This window comes from Chryseobacterium sp. Mn2064 (assembly GCF_049319685.1).
Lineage (GTDB): Bacteria > Bacteroidota > Bacteroidia > Flavobacteriales > Weeksellaceae > Chryseobacterium.
In genome coordinates this window covers 1,246,585-1,264,089 of the sequence record NZ_JBMOUE010000001.1, presented here as the reverse complement: position 1 = coordinate 1,264,089, position 17,505 = coordinate 1,246,585, and the positions used below count along the sequence as shown (strand labels likewise).

The window sequence follows — 17,505 nt, the reverse complement described above, 5'->3', positions numbered from 1 at the left end:
CTATTTTCGGTCTGATCTTTTTGTTTTCTTCACAAAAGAGTGAATAGAGGTGTTAATTTAAGAATTCATCTCATGTGTTAATAAAACGCTAATGTCCATCAATAAAGGGCTGGTGGCATATTGTTTGTTCCTTATCGCGGGTTAATCATATATAAAAATAACTTTTAACCTATGAAAAAGATTTTCTTCAGTCTGGCACTTGTTGCAGGCTCATTTGCTTTCGCACAAAGCACTTCTAACACCACCACCACTCCATCTCCTTCCTCTTCTCCTATCAAATTCGGATTAAAAGCAGGACTCAATGTTTCTACCGTTTCTAATATGGATATGAAAGCAAAAGCTGGGTTCTATGGTGGTATATTTGCTAATATCCCCGTAACTAAAGATTTCTCCGTTCAGCCGGAAGTAATGTACAGCGCTGTGGGAGGAATATTAAAAGAAAACAGCAGTACTAAGCTCAACTTAGAGTATTTATCCGTTCCTGTAATGTTTCAATATAATGCTCTGCCTAATTTATATATTGAAGCCGGACCACAGTTTAATTTCTTAATTGATGCCAGATTAAAGAAAACTGCCTCCACAGGAGCTTACAAAAACGGAACAAAGTCATTTGATTTTGGGATCGGATTGGGAGCAGGATATTATATTACCCGTCACATTGGTGTGAATGTAAGATATGTTGCAGGTTTATCTGATATTGTAAAAACAAGATATTATTATGGATACGATAATACCAATGCTGTAAAAAACGGAGTATTCCAGATAGGTGCATCTTATAAATTTTAAATCTGAATTCTATTTTTAGATAAAAAACTTTAGATTAAAAGAATATATTCGGCTGTTTCAGTAATTGAGACAGTCGTTTTTTTTCTACATATCTTAAAATGTGTTAACAAATGCTAACGTGTTGAATTGAAAATTTCAAATTAAATCTATAATTAAAGTGCAATAAAGGCTGTATATAAGCTTATTAAATTAAAATCTCTATATTCTGGCATACCATTTGATAATAAAAAAAGTGTTAAATAAAACTTAATAACCCAACATTAAAGAAAATACTATGAAAAAGATTCTTTTAGGCCTTGCCCTTGTAGCAGGTACTTTCACTTTCGCTCAGAAAACATCAACTTCAACTCCAACAGGTTCAGCAAGATTCGGTTTGAAAGCGGGTCTTAATATTTCTAACCTTTCCGGTGGGGATTTTAATTCAAAAGCTGGATTTTATGGAGGTGTATTTGCGAATATTCCAGTAGCACAGGATTTCTCTTTCCAGCCCGAAGTTTTGTATAGTGGAATGGGCGCAAAAACTAAAGCAAATAGTGATGTAAAAGCCAACCTTGACTATATTTCAGTTCCATTAATGATTCAATATAATGCTCTTCCTAATTTATATGTAGAAGCAGGACCTCAATTTAGCTTTTTGGTAAATTCTAACATAAAGTATAGATCAAACTCTACAGATGGTAAGGATGTATTTAAATCATTTGATTTTGGAATTGGATTAGGAGCTGGGTACTATTTCACTCAGAACATTGGAGTTACTGCAAGATATGTTGCAGGTTTAACGGATGTTGCCAAAAATAGACCTGATCTTTCTACAGACAAATCTAAAAATGGTGTATTCCAGGTAGGTTTAGCTTACAAATTCTAAGCAAAACTGATTATAAATTATAAGGCCGGACTATTAATTAAGTCCGGTTTTTTTTATGCGTTAAGATTATTTCTGTTAATGAAATTTATCTTTTTAAGAATCAGCTTCTAAGAAGAAAATGAGCTGTGTTTTCACAGTTCAATTTATTTTGGCAAGAAATTTGCGTATAAAGTAGTGATTGTATCCTTATTTCGAAATATATCCAACCTACAAATTTCTGATATTAAGATAAAATGTTTACTGATTTTGTTTAGAATCGGTTTTCATTTCAAAATCAGGTGTACTTTTTTTAACCTAAAATTGAGTGGTACCTTGTAGAGGAAAATATCGGAATACTGAGCTATAATCCTGTAAAATAAAATACATTTTGATTTCAATAGAAAAAGTCAGGCTTATTTGTTTAAGTCTGACTTTTTCGCTTTTTGTAAGCCAATCAATTACTTTCAACAGGTAGTTAACTCTGGAAAATGTTTTTCTTTTAAAATAATTGTGGATTAGTTTAATCAAGTAGAGATATTTATTATTTTTCAAATGTATGCCAGACCTTTTTGAGATCTGGCATTTTATTTTTAAAAGCAAATTATTAAATTTTGGAGTCTAATAAATAATATTCCTCCGAAATTTTTCGTCATTGAGATCATTTGTTGTCATTAAATTCAGGCTGGGATTGTAAATTATGGTTAATATCAAAATACGAAAAAATTCTCTTTATAGCTTGTGAAATATTCCCTAAAAAGTGATTTTTATGATATCCTTTTTAATAAATCATTTAAAATCACAAATACAAAACATTTCATAACCTGGCTTAAAAGCCCTTTAAATAAGGATTTTTCAACTTTGGCAAGCAATTTGCAAAATAATTCAAGTCTGATTGAGAAATCATTCAAAGACACAAATAGTAAAATTAAAAGATAAAATTATGAAGAAGTTATTTTTAGGACTGGCTTTAGCAGCTGGTACTCTAGCTTTCGCGCAGGAAACACAAAAAACTGAAAAAGTAAATCCATCACCGCTAAAAAAAGATGTACAGCCGGTTAGATTCGGGATTAAAGCAGGAGGAAACTCAGCGTACTTCAGTCAGCAGAAATTCGGTATCAATAGTCAGCAATTAGGCTTCCATGCCGGAGCATTTGTTAATATTCCACTTTCTAAACAGTTCAGTTTACAGCCAGAGGTTTTATATAACCAGATGGGTGCAAAAGATGTCATTTATTCTACAGAAACTGACAATGGAGTAACGAATGTAAAGACTAAAGCTCAAAGCAGAGTAAAAATGGATTACATTTCCGTACCATTAATGGTTCAGATGAGACCTGCAGATAATTTTTATATTGAAGCAGGACCTGAATTCAGTTATTTCATCACTGGGAAAAATAAAGGAGAAACAACTGTAGCAAGTACTACCGGAGGTATTACGACAACTACAACAAGTTCTCACTCTGCGGATATCGACAAAGACCAAATTAACAGATTCAATGTTGGGTTAGGTCTTGGTTTAGGATATGATATCACTTCCAATATCGGGATCAGTGCAAGATATGTAAACAGTTTGACAAAAATTGACAAAAGCATGACTGCTGCTCAAAATAACAACAGAGTATTTCAGTTAGGTCTAAACTATAAGTTTTAATAAATAGAACCAATTTTTTAACCCCAATAGAAAGAGCCAGATGTATTACACCTGGCTCTTTTGTATGTTTGGATCAGTATGATTAATTGAATAATTCTACCTCCTCTCCTTTTCCTACCGGATATTCTTCAGTGAAGCATCCAAAGCAGTGATTGGAGGATCCTAAAATGACTTTCAGGTTATCAATACTTAAAAACTCTAGTGAATCAACACCTAAGTAATTTTTAAGCTCTTCTGTAGACATATTTGCAGAGATCAAATCATCTTTTGAAGGCGTATCAATTCCCAGATAGCAAGGAGCAATAATGGGCGGAGAAACACTTCTGAAGTGAATTTCCTTTACTCCTGCATCTTTAAGAATTTTAACCAATCTCTTAGAAGTTGTTCCACGAACAATGGAGTCATCAATGATGACAACTCTCTTGTCTTTCATTTCAGAGATAATCGGGTTCAGTTTCAGGTTGACTACTCTTTCTCTCATTTCCTGGGTAGGAACAATGAAACTACGTCCAATGTATCTGTTTTTAATCAAAACAGGACGGAAAGGGATTCCTGATGCCTTTGAGAAACCAATAGCTGCCGGAACTCCGGAATCGGGAACTCCAATAACAAGATCAGCTTCTACAGGAGCCTGTTCCCAGATTTTTTCTCCGGATTTTTCTCTGATCTCATACACATTAATGTTTTCTAAGGTAGAGTCAGGTCTTGCAAAATAGATGTATTCAAAAGAACAGATTCTCTGTTTTCCTTTGGCTTCATCCATCATATAAGAGTGAAGTTTTCCGGGCTCATTTTCGTTGGTATAAATGATCTCACCAGGAAGAATATCGCGTACATATTGAGCTCCAACAGCGTCTAATGCTACGGATTCTGATGCTACCACGTAAGATTTCTCATCAATAGCACCCAGTACTAAAGGACGAATTCCGTTGAAGTCTCTGAACGCAAAGAATTTATTCCTTGTCATTCCTACTACAGAATACGCACCTTCGATCTTTTCCATGGTTGCTTTGATGGCTCCACGAAGACCCAGATCCAGGTTTTTTTGAATCAATCTCAGAATAACTTCTGAATCGGAGGTTGCTCTGAAGACCACGCCTTCAGCTTCCAATTCAGCTTTTAATTCTTTCGCATTGGTAAGGTTACCATTGTGTGCTATGGAAAGTATAATCTGGTCATATTCGTTTTTAGCGAAAAATGGCTGAAAATTATATTTCTTTTTATCTCCTGCAGTTGTATAACGGGTATGTCCGATTGCAGAATTTCCCATAAAAGTTTCAGGTTCCTGAATGTCTTTATAAACGTCCAAAACCAGCCCTTCGTCTTTCATATTGGTAATTCTGCCTTCTTTCAAGACGGAAATACCACACGCTTCCTGACCTCTGTGCTGTAATGCGAAAAGGCCAAACTGCGAAAGAGAGAATGTATCCAGATCATTATCTGAATACAATCCGAAGATTCCACATTCTTCGTTGGGAGCATCTAATCTTTCCTCTTCCTGAGTTCTGAAAAGATTCCTTCCGTAAACCTGGTTTTCAAACTGTTTTAAATATTCACTTTTATGAATGTCTAAACTTTTCATTTCTATTTTTTCTAATTGTAGATCTTAGAAGTCAGATTTCAGATCTCAGACTAAAAGCTAACTTCAAATTTTAATTTTGTTTTAACGAACAAAGTATTTTCTGTATTAACATCTGAAATCCGGTATCTGAAATCTTATTTCTGTAAAAGATTTTTCAGACGGTTATAGATTTCTACGTAAGCTTCCGTTACTTCTCCAAGATCTCTTCTGAATCTGTCTTTGTCTAGCTTCTTCATTGTATCTTTATCCCAAAGTCTGCAAGTGTCTGGAGAGATTTCGTCTGCAAGGATGATCTCACCTGTCGAAGTTTTACCCAATTCAATTTTGAAATCTACAAGGATAATGTTGATTTTGTCGAACAAGTCGATAAGGATCTCGTTGATATCTGAAGTAAGCTCATACATTTCATCAAGCTCTTCATAAGTAGCTGCACCTAAGAAAACAGCGTGGTGATCGTTGATAAGCGGATCTCCCAATTCATCTTTTTTGTAGCAGATATCGAAAATAGTTACCGGAGATTTGATCCCTTCTTCAACCCCTAATCTTTGTGCCATGCTTCCCGCAGAATAGTTTCTTACCACCATTTCTAAAGGAATAATAGATACTTTTTTTACCAACTGCTCTCTTTCATCCAATTGTTTGATGAAGTGAGTTTTAATTCCTTTTTCATTTAAATATTCAAAGATAAGAGTTGTAATAGCGTTATTCATCTCTCCTTTAAGATCTACCTGACCTTTCTTTTGAGCGTTAAATGCTGTAGCATCGTCTTTGAAACGTACTACTACTTCATCTGGATTATCGGTAGCAAATACCTGTTTCGCTTTACCCTCGTACAACATTTCTTTCTTTTGACTCATAATTTTACTTTCTAAATTGTAGTTAGATTTATTGATTTATTTTATTATTATTCCTGTTAAGGCAGCCAGCCCAAAACTCAAAAGCGTACCTACCAGTACATATTCTGTAAGTTTTCTCTGTTTTGCTTGTGCAAGGTCGCTGAACCTGAAAACAGATTTTGCAGCCACCATGAAACCTACGCCTTCCCAATGATTCACCGTTATAAAAGTGAAAACCAGCAGGCGTTCTAAAATTCCGATATATTTTCCGGCACTTGTTAAAGATTCGGTTTGAATAGCATTAGGGCCATCCGGAGCGGGCGTCCATGATGACAATAGAATTTTGATAATAATAGAAGCAGGTGTTGTAAGAAACAAAACTGCCATCAGTATTTTCAAAAATTCCTGATCCTGTAAAAATCCGAAGCTGAATTCTTTGAAATAAAAAGAAACTCCGGCTATGACAAGAACATGAAGCAACTGATCGATGAAAAACCATTTTTTCTTAGTTTTTACATTTTGGAAACTCAGTTTCGCAGCATCAATAATGAAGTGGGTAATTCCTACCAACACAGCTACCCACCAAAGTTCTATGTCCCAAAGAAAAATAAGACTTAAAACAATGTGAATCAGAATGTGAAGATATAAAAACTTACTTTTCAGTATATGGTTTTCCTTATCTGCAACCCATGAATTTGGCTGAAGTATAAAATCTCCGAGTAGATGTGCCAATATGAGTTTGATAAAGATCATGCTTATAATTCTGAGATTTTCTTTCTGAAATACTGGTTGGTTTCCACGATGAGCTCATAGTTGGCTCGTTTCAGTCTCTGGCTGATAGAGGACTGTGAAATAGCAAATCTCTTGGCAAGATCTTCCTGGGTAATATCCTGATTCATAATCATCTCATGAATAATCTCCGATGTAGCCATCGTCCAGTTATCAAAATCTTTTGATGACCACTTCAGCAGAATATTCAGATCTCTGTCTACCGAGTCGCTGGAAGTTTTGATGGCAACAGTGTGACCGTCATTTTTAAGGTCATTCAACAGTCTGCCTGAGTTGACGTAAGCTGTTCCGTTAGATTCTGTGATTTTTTCAGAAGAAAAACTTTCTTCACCGATTCCTATGGCGATTCTTACGTCCAGATTTTCTTGACTTTTAATAAGAGATTTTATGGCTAGGAAGTGCCAGAAGACAGCATCAATACTACACTTGAACTGAAACTCGTCTCCCCTGTAGATTTCCCATGTGCCGGGAGCGCTTCCCCAGGTTTCGAGAAGATTTTTAAGCTTGGTAATCCAAACTTCAGTATCCGAATGTTGTGAATTTATAATATCACCGGTAATGACCGCTATCATACTGCAAATATAAGCATAATTACTTATAAATAAAAAATATAAGCAAAAACCCTTATAGATATTGATTATTAGTGAATCTGCTTATATCAATCATCCAGTAAATATAAGGCTTTTAGGACTTTATAGAAAACTAAAAAAATAACGAAATGATAGAAAATGAATGAAAATTTTATAACAATATTTACTTTAACTCTACTTTTTTCACTTTTTTAAGATGAGAAGCTGTTCCTGCTATCCACCCATACTCCTCACTTCTCTCCTTTTTCTCTTCTGTTGCGGGGTAACCGCTGCTATCAGGGCTATAATAATCATACTATATATTTCTTTTATACATTGAGAAATTATGTTAAAAAAAATAAACCTCACAGATTTTTAAAATCTGTGAGGTTGGGTTTCTCATCGAAACAATAGTGTTTAAATTCTTAGGAACATTTATTTTTTTATAAACGGGTGGGTTTTCTCATCAAGTTTTAAGAAGTACATTCCGGTAGGAATTCCTTGTACTGATATATTTTTTTTATTCTTGAAAGGATCTTTTTCAGTATAAATTACCTTTCCTGAAACATCTATAATTTGAGCTGTTGTTACTTTTTCTGTTGCTCCGTTTACGTAAAGGTTATCATACACCGGATTTGGATAAATAGTAAACCCATTGTTAGCAGCAACCAGTTCTCTGGTAGACAATACACCTCCAAGGTCCTGACAATAATTGGATGCGTAAGAATCCCACTCATTGATATCAAAAGTACTATTCGGCTGGTTTACAGATCCTTTTCTATATAAAGAAACATTGCTTAAGGTAGAAGTATTGCTCTGACTTTTCGCACCAATCGCATCAATGGTCGTAGACTTATATCTCAGTTCAAGATATTGACTTCCGGTAAAGGTCATCTGAGGAGCAGCAGTCACAAATTTTGCCTGATTTATTGTATAGCATGAAAAATTGGCTCCAGGGTTTAGAATAACAAAGGATTCATTATTCTGAACAGTTCCTTCCAATTCATAAGGTGCAGGGAAATAGTAATTACCACCGCTTGGGAACTGAATAGACAGCCTGTAATCGCTAAGATTCACTGGGTGACCAGTTTTATTTGTAATCTCAATTCCTTTATTATTAGAAGATCCTTTTAAATACTTAGAAACATAAAGATCTTTTGCATATACGTCAGAAGCTAAGGTAGTAACAGGTACTATATTGCTGTCAGGAGAAAGCAAATAACCGCTATCGTATGCTTTTACAGTAAAATTATAGGTTGTAGACGGGGTAAGATGATCGATACTGATAGACGTATTTTTAGTAGTTGCCACTAAAGTTCCATTCTGAAAAACCTGATATCCAATAACATCTGCATCCGAACTAGCACCCCAGCTTAATGTTGTAAAATAAGCGCTATTCTGTGTAGTAATCAAATTGGAAGGAGTTTGCGGAGCTACTGCATCAGCCGTTTGTCCCCAGATTATATTAACCCACCCTGGATTATCTATAAATGGATTTCTGTTTTTCTGAAGAGCATACACCTTATTATTCCTGTCAATTTCTCTTTGCGAAACCGGATCCTGCTGATGCCATTGCAAAAGCATAGCTATATAAGCAGGTTCAAATGCTCTTTCTTCCGTTCCATCCAATGGGTTGGTATCAGAAGCAGGATTAGCATTGTTATTATAATTGAAGGTACCTAATTTACCTTCATATCTTACCGCGAAATACAATAAACTTCTAGCCACATCTCCTTTAAACTCGTCAATAGGTTCATAAACACGCCCTGTATACACCCAGTTAGGGATAGCACTTTTACCGATCTTAGAGGTATTGGTAAAATTATAGTAGATGTTAGAAGGAGTTGTCGTAGAAATACCATAAGGGTAATTACTTCTCAACTGGTTGATTCTTGCATCTGTAGGAATTACATAAAACAGATCCGAATACATAGGATAATTACTGTAGAAAGTACTTTGAGGCATCATGTGCTCTCTGTTCCAGCCCTGCCCTTCTGCAGAAGCACTTCCAATCATCTGTTGGCTGGTATATTCATAAGCATCTGGTCCGCTTGGGATCTCAGAATAAATATCCAGAAGCAAAGTGGTATTGCTGGTATTATGATCATAATAAATATCCAAATCTGTCTGATTATAATAATCCTGAAGATCACTGTAATTCCAGTTTACATTCTTTTCTGAAATGATGTCATGCAGTTTAGATTTCAGAGCATAACCTGTCAATCCAGCTGTTCCGTTATAATATCCGGCAGGAACTTGCGCAGAAATATAAGAGGAAATTAAAATAATAGGAAGTAGAATTTTTTTCATGCCTTAAAAATTGGGCGACTAAAATAGTAAAATAAAAACCGTTCAACGATGAAAATTTTATTAACAAAACATTAATTATAAAAATATAAAAAATTGAAAATTAAACGCATTCACCCTGAAATACTATGAATGTAATAATTTTTTTTAGCATTCCATCAATTTGGTTATCTTTGGGAACTAACTATTATCTATATGAACACAGAGACTATTGACAACATCAAAATGATAGCGGAGACAGCTAGAGAATTTGCAGAGAAGAATATCCGTCCGAATATTATGGAATGGGATGAGAGCCAGACGTTCCCTAAAGAACTTTTCCACCAGTTGGGTGAAATGGGCTTTATGGGAGTTGTAGTTCCTGAGCAATATGGAGGTTCCGGTTTAGGATATCATGAATATGTTACCATTCTTGACGAAATTTCTCAGGTAGACCCTTCTATCGGTCTTTCTGTAGCAGCACACAATTCACTTTGTACCAACCACATTTATGAATTTGGTAACGAAGAGCAGAGAAACAAGTGGCTTCCTCAGTTGGCTACCGGAAAAGTAATCGGAGCTTGGGGGCTTACAGAACACAATACAGGTTCAGACTCAGGAGGAATGTCTACTACTGCAGTAAAAGATGGTGACGACTGGATCATCAACGGTGCGAAAAATTTCATCACTCACGCAATTTCCGGAGATATTGCCGTGGTAATGACAAGAACTGGGGAAAAAGGAGCCAAAAATAATTCTACAGCTTTCGTTTTAGAAAAAGGAATGCCTGGCTTCTCTTCAGGAAAAAAAGAAAACAAATTAGGAATGCGTGCTTCAGAAACCGCAGAACTTATTTTTGACAATGTACGTGTGCCAGATTCTCACCGTCTTGGAGAAGTAGGTGAAGGTTTTAAACAGGCCATGAAAATTTTGGATGGTGGTAGAATTTCTATTGCAGCTTTAAGTTTAGGTACAGCAAGAGGAGCTTATAAAGCAGCTTTAAAATATGCTAAAGAAAGACAGCAGTTTGGAAAATCGATCTCTGAATTCCAGGCGATCAACTTTATGCTGGCTGATATGGCTACAGAAATTGATGCCGCAGAACTTCTTATCCAAAGAGCTTCTACCCTGAAAAATGCGAAGCAGAAAATGACAAAAGAAGGCGCCATGGCAAAACTATATGCTTCTGAAGCATGTGTAAGAATTGCTAACAATGCCGTTCAAATCTTCGGTGGATACGGATATACAAAAGATTTCCCTGCTGAAAAATATTACAGAGATTCAAAACTTTGTACAATTGGTGAAGGAACTTCTGAAATCCAGAGACTGGTAATCGGAAGAGATATTACAAAATAAATTCAATTTTTTAAAACATACACAAATGATTAAACAAGCCTTATTAGGTGAGTTTCTGCATGAAGCAGAAAACACAAGAAAAATTTTAAAAGCAATTCCCGACAGTGCTTTAGATTGGAAACCGTCTGAAAAAAACTGGACTACAGGTCAGTTAGCTTCTCACATTGCAGAAGTTTATAACTGGTATGACGCCACTTTTAATCAGGATGTTTTTGATATGGGTGCTTATCAGTATGACAAAGGAGATATTTCCAAAGCAGAAAATATTGTTGCCAGGTTTGAAGAAAATGTAGCGAAAGCTCAAAAAGCTCTTGAGACTTCTGATGAAAACAATTATTTTAACGAATGGAAAATGGAAATGAACGGTAATGTTCTCTTCCCTCCAATGCCAAAAGTTCAGGTAGTAAGAGCTTTTCTATACAATCACTTGTACCATCACAGAGGGGAACTGGTTGTTTATTTAAGATCAACAGGAAACAAAGTTCCGGGACTTTATGGACCTACTGCTGATGATAATATGTAATTATATATAACATTATATCAAGTCAAAAAGAATGACATATACTTCGGTATGTGTCATTTTTCTTTTAAAGAAAGGCCTTTTCAATTATACCTAATGCATTACATAATACATTAAACAGATAGTCTAAAATTTTCTTAAAAAATTTTATTTTCAATAACATATTTTTTATTAGCTTTGATATTCCACAATCAAAATCTATATTTAATATGAAAAAACAACTAACCCTGATCGGAATGCTTCTTATGAGTGGCATTTCTTTCGCTCAGACTGATCGTCTATGGTCTGAAGGCTCCAGAAAATCTCCATCAGAGATCTTTGAAAACAAGTCAGGCATTGCTAATCCTAAGGTTTACAACCTAAATATTGAAGGATTAAAAAATGTTCTGGCAAAAGCTCCTAAGAGACTGGCAGCCGGCGAAAAATCAGAAATTATCATTTCTTTCCCGAATTCTGAAGGAAAAATGGAAAATTTCAAAGTAAGGGAAAATTCTAACTTCGCACCGGAACTGGCCGCGAAATTTCCGGAGATCAAATCTTATGTAGGCCAAGGCCTTGATGATCCAAATTCTACTGTTTACTTCAGTGTTTCTCCTCTTGGTTTATCTTCAATGGAAATTTATGGAGACAAATCTGCAGTATTCATTGAGCCTTATTCTAAAGATCTTTCTACCTATGTTGTATACAGAAAGTCTGATAAAAAAGATGATCTGAACAAATTCGAATGTACGGTAGTAGACGCTGCTCAAAAAGGGGTTGCCAACTCGTCACTGGCAGCAAGACCTAACGCCGATGATGCTAAATTAAGAACCTTCCGACTTGCATTATCATGTACAGGAGAATATACTACTTATTTCGGAGGAACAAAAGCTCAGGCATTAGCCGCAATGAACAATACAATGACCCGCGTAAACGGTGTTTTTGAAAAAGATTTTGCTGCAAGAATGGTTCTGATCGCCAATAATGATGCTGTTATCTACACCAACGCTTCTACCGACCCTTATTCTGCCGCTTCAGGAATGAGCAGCTGGAATTCTCAGCTACAAAGCACCTTAACATCAGTTATTGGCGAAGCCAATTATGATATCGGACATTTGTTCGGAGCTTCAGGAGGCGGAGGAAACGCAGGATGTATCGGCTGTATCTGTACCAACGGATCCAAAGGAAGCGGATATACTTCTCCTGCAGACGCTATCCCTTCAGGAGATAATTTTGACATTGATTATGTAGCCCATGAAATGGGACATCAGTTCGGTGGAAATCATACTTTCTCTATGAATAATGAAGGTACAGGTGCGAATATGGAACCGGGCTCAGGATCAACCATCATGGGATATGCAGGAATTACCAGCCAGGATGTTCAGCCTCATTCTGATGCGTTTTTCCATGCGATAAGCATTCAACAAATCACTAACAATATTAAAGCAAAAACCTGCTCTGTTAACACAAGTACCGGAAACTCAATTCCTACAGCAAATGCAGGTTTAGACTATACCATTCCAAAAGGAACTCCATTTGTACTTACAGGAACAGGAACAGATGCAGACGGAGATTCTTTAACTTATATCTGGGAGCAGATGGATAACGCTTCATCTTCTCAAACAGGCGCCAGCTCTGCTGCCAGTGCGACGAAAGCTTCCGGGCCTAACTTCAGATCATGGACTCCAACCACTGTTCCGGTAAGATATTTCCCAAGAATGGCTTCTGTGCTGGCGGGTGCAACCACTACAGCAGGTTCAGAAATCACTGTTGAAGCACTATCTTCAGTAGCCAGAACATTGAATTTCAGATTTACTGTACGTGACAATAAAGCCGGTGGTTCAGGAAATAATTCAGACGATGCCGTAATCACAGTAAATTCTACAGCAGGACCATTTACCGTAACGTCTCAAAACTCAGCAACTACTTACACAGGAGGAAGTTCACAAACCATCACCTGGGATGTAGCTGGAACTACAGCAAATGGTGTAAATACTGCAAACGTTGATATTCTTTGGTCAACCGACAGTGGAAATACATGGACAACTCTATTGGCAGGAACTCCTAATGACGGAACACAGGCTGTAACGATTCCTAATGCTACCACCACTACAGGAAGAATTATGGTAAAAGGTTCCAATCATATCTTCTTTGATGTAAACAATGCCAATATTTCCGTAAATGCAGGTTCAGGATCAACCGATACTGTTGCCCCTACCGCTCCTACCCTTGCCGCTTCTGGAACAACCTCTAGCACAACCAACCTTTCATGGTCCGGAGCTACGGATAATGTAGGCGTTACAGGCTATGATGTTTATCAAGGAGCTTCATTAATTGGCTCTACAGCTTCTACAACCTATACAGTGACAGGATTGAGCCCGTCTACAACGTATTCTTTCTCCGTTAAAGCAAAAGATGCTGCAGGAAATACTTCAGTTTCAAGTAATACAGTAAGTGTAACTACACTTGCAGGCGGAGGAACAGTAACCTATTGCTCAGCTTCTGCATCCAATACAGCTGATGAAAGAATTGGAAATGTGAAATTCGGAACCATCAACAATACATCAACAGGAACAGCAGGTTATGAAAACTTCACATCAATATCTACGAATGTAACGAGAGGAAACGCTTACACAATCTCTATTACGCCTTCATGGACTTCAACGGTTTACAGTGAAGCGTATGCAGTGTATATTGACTACAACGGAAACGGAAGTTTTGCAGACAGTGGTGAGCTAGTATGGTCTAAAGCCGGTTCTACTACAACGCCTGTTACAGGATCAGTAACCATTCCGTCAACAGCAACTATAGGCTCAACAAGAATGAGAGTAATGATGAAATACAGCTCAATTCCTACTTCATCTTGCGAAGCTTATACTTACGGTCAGGTTGAGGATTATACAGTGAATATCGTTTCTTCCGGAAAGGCCGAACTTTCTAATACAAAAGATCTGATCACAGATATTAAACTTTACCCTAACCCAGTGAAAGATATGTTATCTGTTTCAAATACGACTTCAGAAGATTATAAGATCTTCGATATGGGTGGAAAACTAATTGACTCAGGAAAACTTCAGAGAGGTTCTGTAAATGTAAGCGGTCTTATTAAAGGAGCTTATATGATACAGATCGGTGAAAACTCCAAGAGATTCATTAAAAACTAATTCCCTTTAAAATTAAACGATGCGATAACAAGGCAGTCTCAGAAAGAGACTGCCTTGTTTTTTTATAATCAATTTGAGAAAGGGTACTTTAAAATATTTCAAAAAATAGCAAACAAGTGTTTCCGATAACCGCTGCAATTAAGACATACAATATCAAAACATTAGCACGCTATCTTTTTTAAACTTTCGAAATATCTCACTTTTAGATATGTTTTAAAAAAGTAATTATTTTAATAAATATTTCATTTATTGGAAATTATATTCATTGATAATTAATTATATGGAATTATTTTACTGATATTTAATATTTTTAATTTATTTTTATCACTCAATATTCACCCATATTGTACTGTTTACTCAGCTGGTATTAAAGGCACAGAAATCACTTTCTACGATGGATGACCTTTTATGTCTTTATTGATTGAATTTCCCTGAATCTTACTGATGGGAAATCAAAAAATCAATACGCCTTTTTTCACAAAAGCAGTACTGATCAACTATCCCAAGAATCGTGTTTCATAAAAGGTACTAAAATCGGATGTCCTATAATACCTCATTGAATTGAAAACAATTTAATTTTTTTATATGAAACATCTATTTAAGTACTTTTTTGTATTAACCATCGCTTCCCTTTCGGTAGCGTGTAGCTCAGACAGAGAAGAGGAAATCAGCAATCCACCTAGTGAAGTCACTACTGTATTCTACAAAAACGGTGATGAACTTGCAGCAACCTATGATCCCGGAAATACCGTAAATGCTACTCTCAGAAGTCAGATTTACGATCTATACAAACAGGGGAAATGGAGTGAGCTAGAAGCACTTTTCAAAGCTAATAATCTGAATGGTAATTGGCCACCAGCAAACGGCGGCTATAACATTGTTGATGATGTTCCTTTACAAGCCGGACAAAAATTCGACAGATACAGCGGAGCTGTTGGTAATTATAACGGAACAGGCGTACCTACTTTGGGAGGAAGCTTCACAAGCCCTATTATCAATGGATATGTGTATACTTTCACACAAAGAGCTCTCAATCAGTCAGAAGATAAATACGATTTCTACTATGAGATTGATGTTTTGAACAATGCAATGCAGTTCAAAACTCAAACAGCAGATATCATCCCTTGGTTCAACCAGACAGGAAAAGGGAAACAAACCATGTGGAAAATTCCTATCGACATCAATACCGGTTACCAGAAAACATGGAACAAACTGGCAGAAGAAGGTTATATAAAAGTTACTATTAAGAAAAGTCCAAGCGGAAAATATCCTAACTTAGTAGGCACTGTAATTCAGCCATAAATTGTATTCAAATGTATTCAATTTCAAGAAAAATAACCCTTGTTAAAAAAGCTATCGTCGGCAAAAATTCTTTTATCAATAACGAAACGAGTCCTTTTGCCAACACCACTTTTACGTGCTGTGACTGTCATCATGAAAATACAATTGAAATAATTCCCTATCAGTCAGGATTTCCAATTTCCCAGGTCTATCATGAAGATAAAGTAGTATCTGGAAGCATATTATTGGAACAGAAAATAGTCAACAGAACCTCCCAAGGAATGTCTCATTTTGGAGAGTTGACGGTGAATAATTTACCTACTTTATATTTTGGCATCGACTGCTCTTCCTGTTATTCCCACTATTTCTGCGTATTCAGCTATGGAGAAAAACAACCGGGATTAACGGTACTGACCATTTCCGGAATCTGGAAGTACGAGTAATTGGAATACTTTTTACCTTATATTAAAAGTCCACAATTTAGAATTTGTGGACTTTTTTCTTACTTTAGCAATAAAATTAATAACACGATCAACAACCGTGAAAGCACGTTTAACAATGAAGAAAATAACCTTATTTCTTTCTATGCTGTGTTTTGAATCAGCATTTTCACAAAAAACACTTGCTCAATATCCTGACGGACAATCACCTTACAAAGGAGGTACCGTTAAAATGGCTTCAGATATACAAGATTATTTTTTAAAAAGCGGAGCAAAACCCTGCGATAAGGATGAAATGTATTTTGTTGCCTTAAAAATTGATGAAAATGGTAAACCATCTTTAGTCAAGAAAAAAAGCGATGACAGTCGTATTGAAAAAAATAAATGCGCTTTTAATCTCGCAGTTAAATCTTTGGGAAATCTAAAAGATTGGCAACCGGCAGAAGAAAATGGAGAAAAAGTTATTGCTTATTATGACTTTCCGTTTTTTCCACAGGACTTTTTTCAAAATTACAGATCCGATTACGACTTATCAAAACTATATCAGTACCCTATGCTGACTGGAGGTATGTCCGAATTAAGAAAAGAAATCAAAAAAGAACTTGAAAATTATCAGGACACAGAATCTTATAAAGCCAAAGGAAAATTTATTATTTCTTTTATTATAGACCCTGAAGGTGCGATCTCTGATGTAGATATTGAACCTAAAGTAGAAAATAGTGACCGCTTTTTTGAAGATATAAAATCTGCAATAAAAAAAATTAAACCGAAATGGAGCCCTGCAAAAATTAAAGGAAAACCTGTAAGCACCAAATTCAGAATGCCTTTCAATTTTGCAACTAGGAATTTAGATTAAAACGCTTTATAGCCTATCCTTTTTAACGGTGTATTTTGTTTCTGTACATTTCCCATTTTACAAATCCTTTTCTATCTTTGTAGGAAATAAAAAATTTCATGGATAAAATTGATAGTCTGAACCAAGTAGCAGAATTCCATACTACTTTCAAAGCCCCTATTTTAGATACCCCACAAATTCCTTCTCCAGAAAGATGTAATCTTAGAGTAGAGCTTCTTCAGGAAGAATTAAACGAATTAAAACAAGCCATTGCAGACAATAATATCGTAGAAATTGCTGATGCACTTTGCGATTTGCAATATGTTTTGAGTGGCGCGGTACTTGAATTCGGACTTGGCAATAAATTTGTAGAGTTATTCAACGAAGTTCAGCGTTCTAATATGTCGAAGGCATGTGATAATGAAGATCAGGCAAAAGAAACAGTTGAATTTTACAAAGAAAAAGAAGTAGAATCTTTTTATGAAAAGTCTGGTGAAAAATTTAATGTATACAGACAGGCCGATCATAAAGTATTGAAAAACAAATACTATTCTCCTGCTGATTTAAAATCAATTATTGAGAAATAA

At 35.8% G+C, this 17,505-nt stretch carries 15 protein-coding genes; 10 read left to right on the top strand and 5 right to left on the bottom strand.

Going from position 1 to position 17,505, the window contains the following annotated elements; genetic code table 11:
* The first annotated feature begins 171 nt into the window (after nt 1-171).
* The 3 genes from ACL9RH_RS05480 to ACL9RH_RS05470 all read left to right on the top strand — a co-directional run bounded on the left by ACL9RH_RS05480 (nt 172) and on the right by ACL9RH_RS05470 (nt 3,281).
* Nucleotides 172-786: a porin family protein gene (locus ACL9RH_RS05480; protein ID WP_422692331.1), complete on the top strand. Its 615-nt coding sequence runs from the start codon at nt 172-174 to the stop codon at nt 784-786.
* Nucleotides 787-1,060: 274 nt separating this feature from the next.
* Nucleotides 1,061-1,651, top strand: a complete 591-nt coding sequence (locus ACL9RH_RS05475) for a porin family protein (protein ID WP_422692330.1) — start codon at nt 1,061-1,063, stop codon at nt 1,649-1,651.
* 919 nt (nt 1,652-2,570) lie between these two features.
* Nucleotides 2,571-3,281 carry a porin family protein gene (locus ACL9RH_RS05470; protein ID WP_422692329.1) on the top strand — a complete coding sequence of 237 codons (711 nt, stop codon included), beginning with the start codon at nt 2,571-2,573 and terminating at the stop codon, nt 3,279-3,281.
* An 82-nt stretch (nt 3,282-3,363) separates the two neighbouring features.
* Here the strand turns inward: ACL9RH_RS05470 and purF are convergent, their stop codons facing one another.
* From purF to ACL9RH_RS05445, 5 genes are all read right to left on the bottom strand, one after another.
* Nucleotides 3,364-4,863: an amidophosphoribosyltransferase gene (gene purF / locus ACL9RH_RS05465; protein ID WP_422692328.1), complete on the bottom strand. Its 1,500-nt coding sequence runs from the start codon at nt 4,861-4,863 to the stop codon at nt 3,364-3,366.
* Between the two features lie 134 nt (nt 4,864-4,997).
* Nucleotides 4,998-5,720, bottom strand: a complete 723-nt coding sequence (gene purC / locus ACL9RH_RS05460) for a phosphoribosylaminoimidazolesuccinocarboxamide synthase (RefSeq protein WP_422692327.1) — start codon at nt 5,718-5,720, stop codon at nt 4,998-5,000.
* 36 nt (nt 5,721-5,756) lie between these two features.
* Complete coding sequence (locus ACL9RH_RS05455; protein WP_422692326.1) at nt 5,757-6,452, bottom strand: DUF3307 domain-containing protein; 696 nt, start codon at nt 6,450-6,452, stop codon at nt 5,757-5,759.
* Between the two features lie 2 nt (nt 6,453-6,454).
* Nucleotides 6,455-7,060 carry a SatD family protein gene (locus ACL9RH_RS05450; RefSeq protein ID WP_422692325.1) on the bottom strand — a complete coding sequence of 202 codons (606 nt, stop codon included), beginning with the start codon at nt 7,058-7,060 and terminating at the stop codon, nt 6,455-6,457.
* A 432-nt stretch (nt 7,061-7,492) separates the two neighbouring features.
* Entirely contained in the window at nt 7,493-9,367 is a 1,875-nt protein-coding gene (locus ACL9RH_RS05445) for an endonuclease (RefSeq protein WP_422692324.1), read from the bottom strand.
* Between the two features lie 192 nt (nt 9,368-9,559).
* Between ACL9RH_RS05445 and ACL9RH_RS05440 the strand changes: the two genes are divergently transcribed.
* The 7 genes from ACL9RH_RS05440 to ACL9RH_RS05410 all read left to right on the top strand — a co-directional run bounded on the left by ACL9RH_RS05440 (nt 9,560) and on the right by ACL9RH_RS05410 (nt 17,505).
* Nucleotides 9,560-10,699, top strand: coding sequence for an acyl-CoA dehydrogenase family protein (locus ACL9RH_RS05440; RefSeq protein WP_422692323.1), 1,140 nt, complete (start codon nt 9,560-9,562; stop codon nt 10,697-10,699).
* Nucleotides 10,700-10,724: 25 nt separating this feature from the next.
* Nucleotides 10,725-11,222, top strand: a complete 498-nt coding sequence (locus ACL9RH_RS05435) for a DinB family protein (RefSeq protein ID WP_422692322.1) — start codon at nt 10,725-10,727, stop codon at nt 11,220-11,222.
* Nucleotides 11,223-11,428: 206 nt separating this feature from the next.
* The gene (locus ACL9RH_RS05430) at nt 11,429-14,362 is read left to right on the top strand and encodes a reprolysin-like metallopeptidase (RefSeq protein WP_422692321.1); all 2,934 of its coding nucleotides are present in this window, start codon (nt 11,429-11,431) and stop codon (nt 14,360-14,362) included.
* A gap of 585 nt (nt 14,363-14,947) precedes the next feature.
* Nucleotides 14,948-15,664, top strand: a complete 717-nt coding sequence (locus ACL9RH_RS05425) for a hypothetical protein (RefSeq protein WP_422692320.1) — start codon at nt 14,948-14,950, stop codon at nt 15,662-15,664.
* An 11-nt stretch (nt 15,665-15,675) separates the two neighbouring features.
* Nucleotides 15,676-16,086 carry a hypothetical protein gene (locus ACL9RH_RS05420; protein ID WP_422692319.1) on the top strand — a complete coding sequence of 137 codons (411 nt, stop codon included), beginning with the start codon at nt 15,676-15,678 and terminating at the stop codon, nt 16,084-16,086.
* 115 nt (nt 16,087-16,201) lie between these two features.
* Entirely contained in the window at nt 16,202-16,939 is a 738-nt protein-coding gene (locus ACL9RH_RS05415) for an energy transducer TonB (protein WP_422692318.1), read from the top strand.
* A gap of 98 nt (nt 16,940-17,037) precedes the next feature.
* Nucleotides 17,038-17,505: a nucleoside triphosphate pyrophosphohydrolase family protein gene (locus ACL9RH_RS05410; protein WP_103292548.1), complete on the top strand. Its 468-nt coding sequence runs from the start codon at nt 17,038-17,040 to the stop codon at nt 17,503-17,505.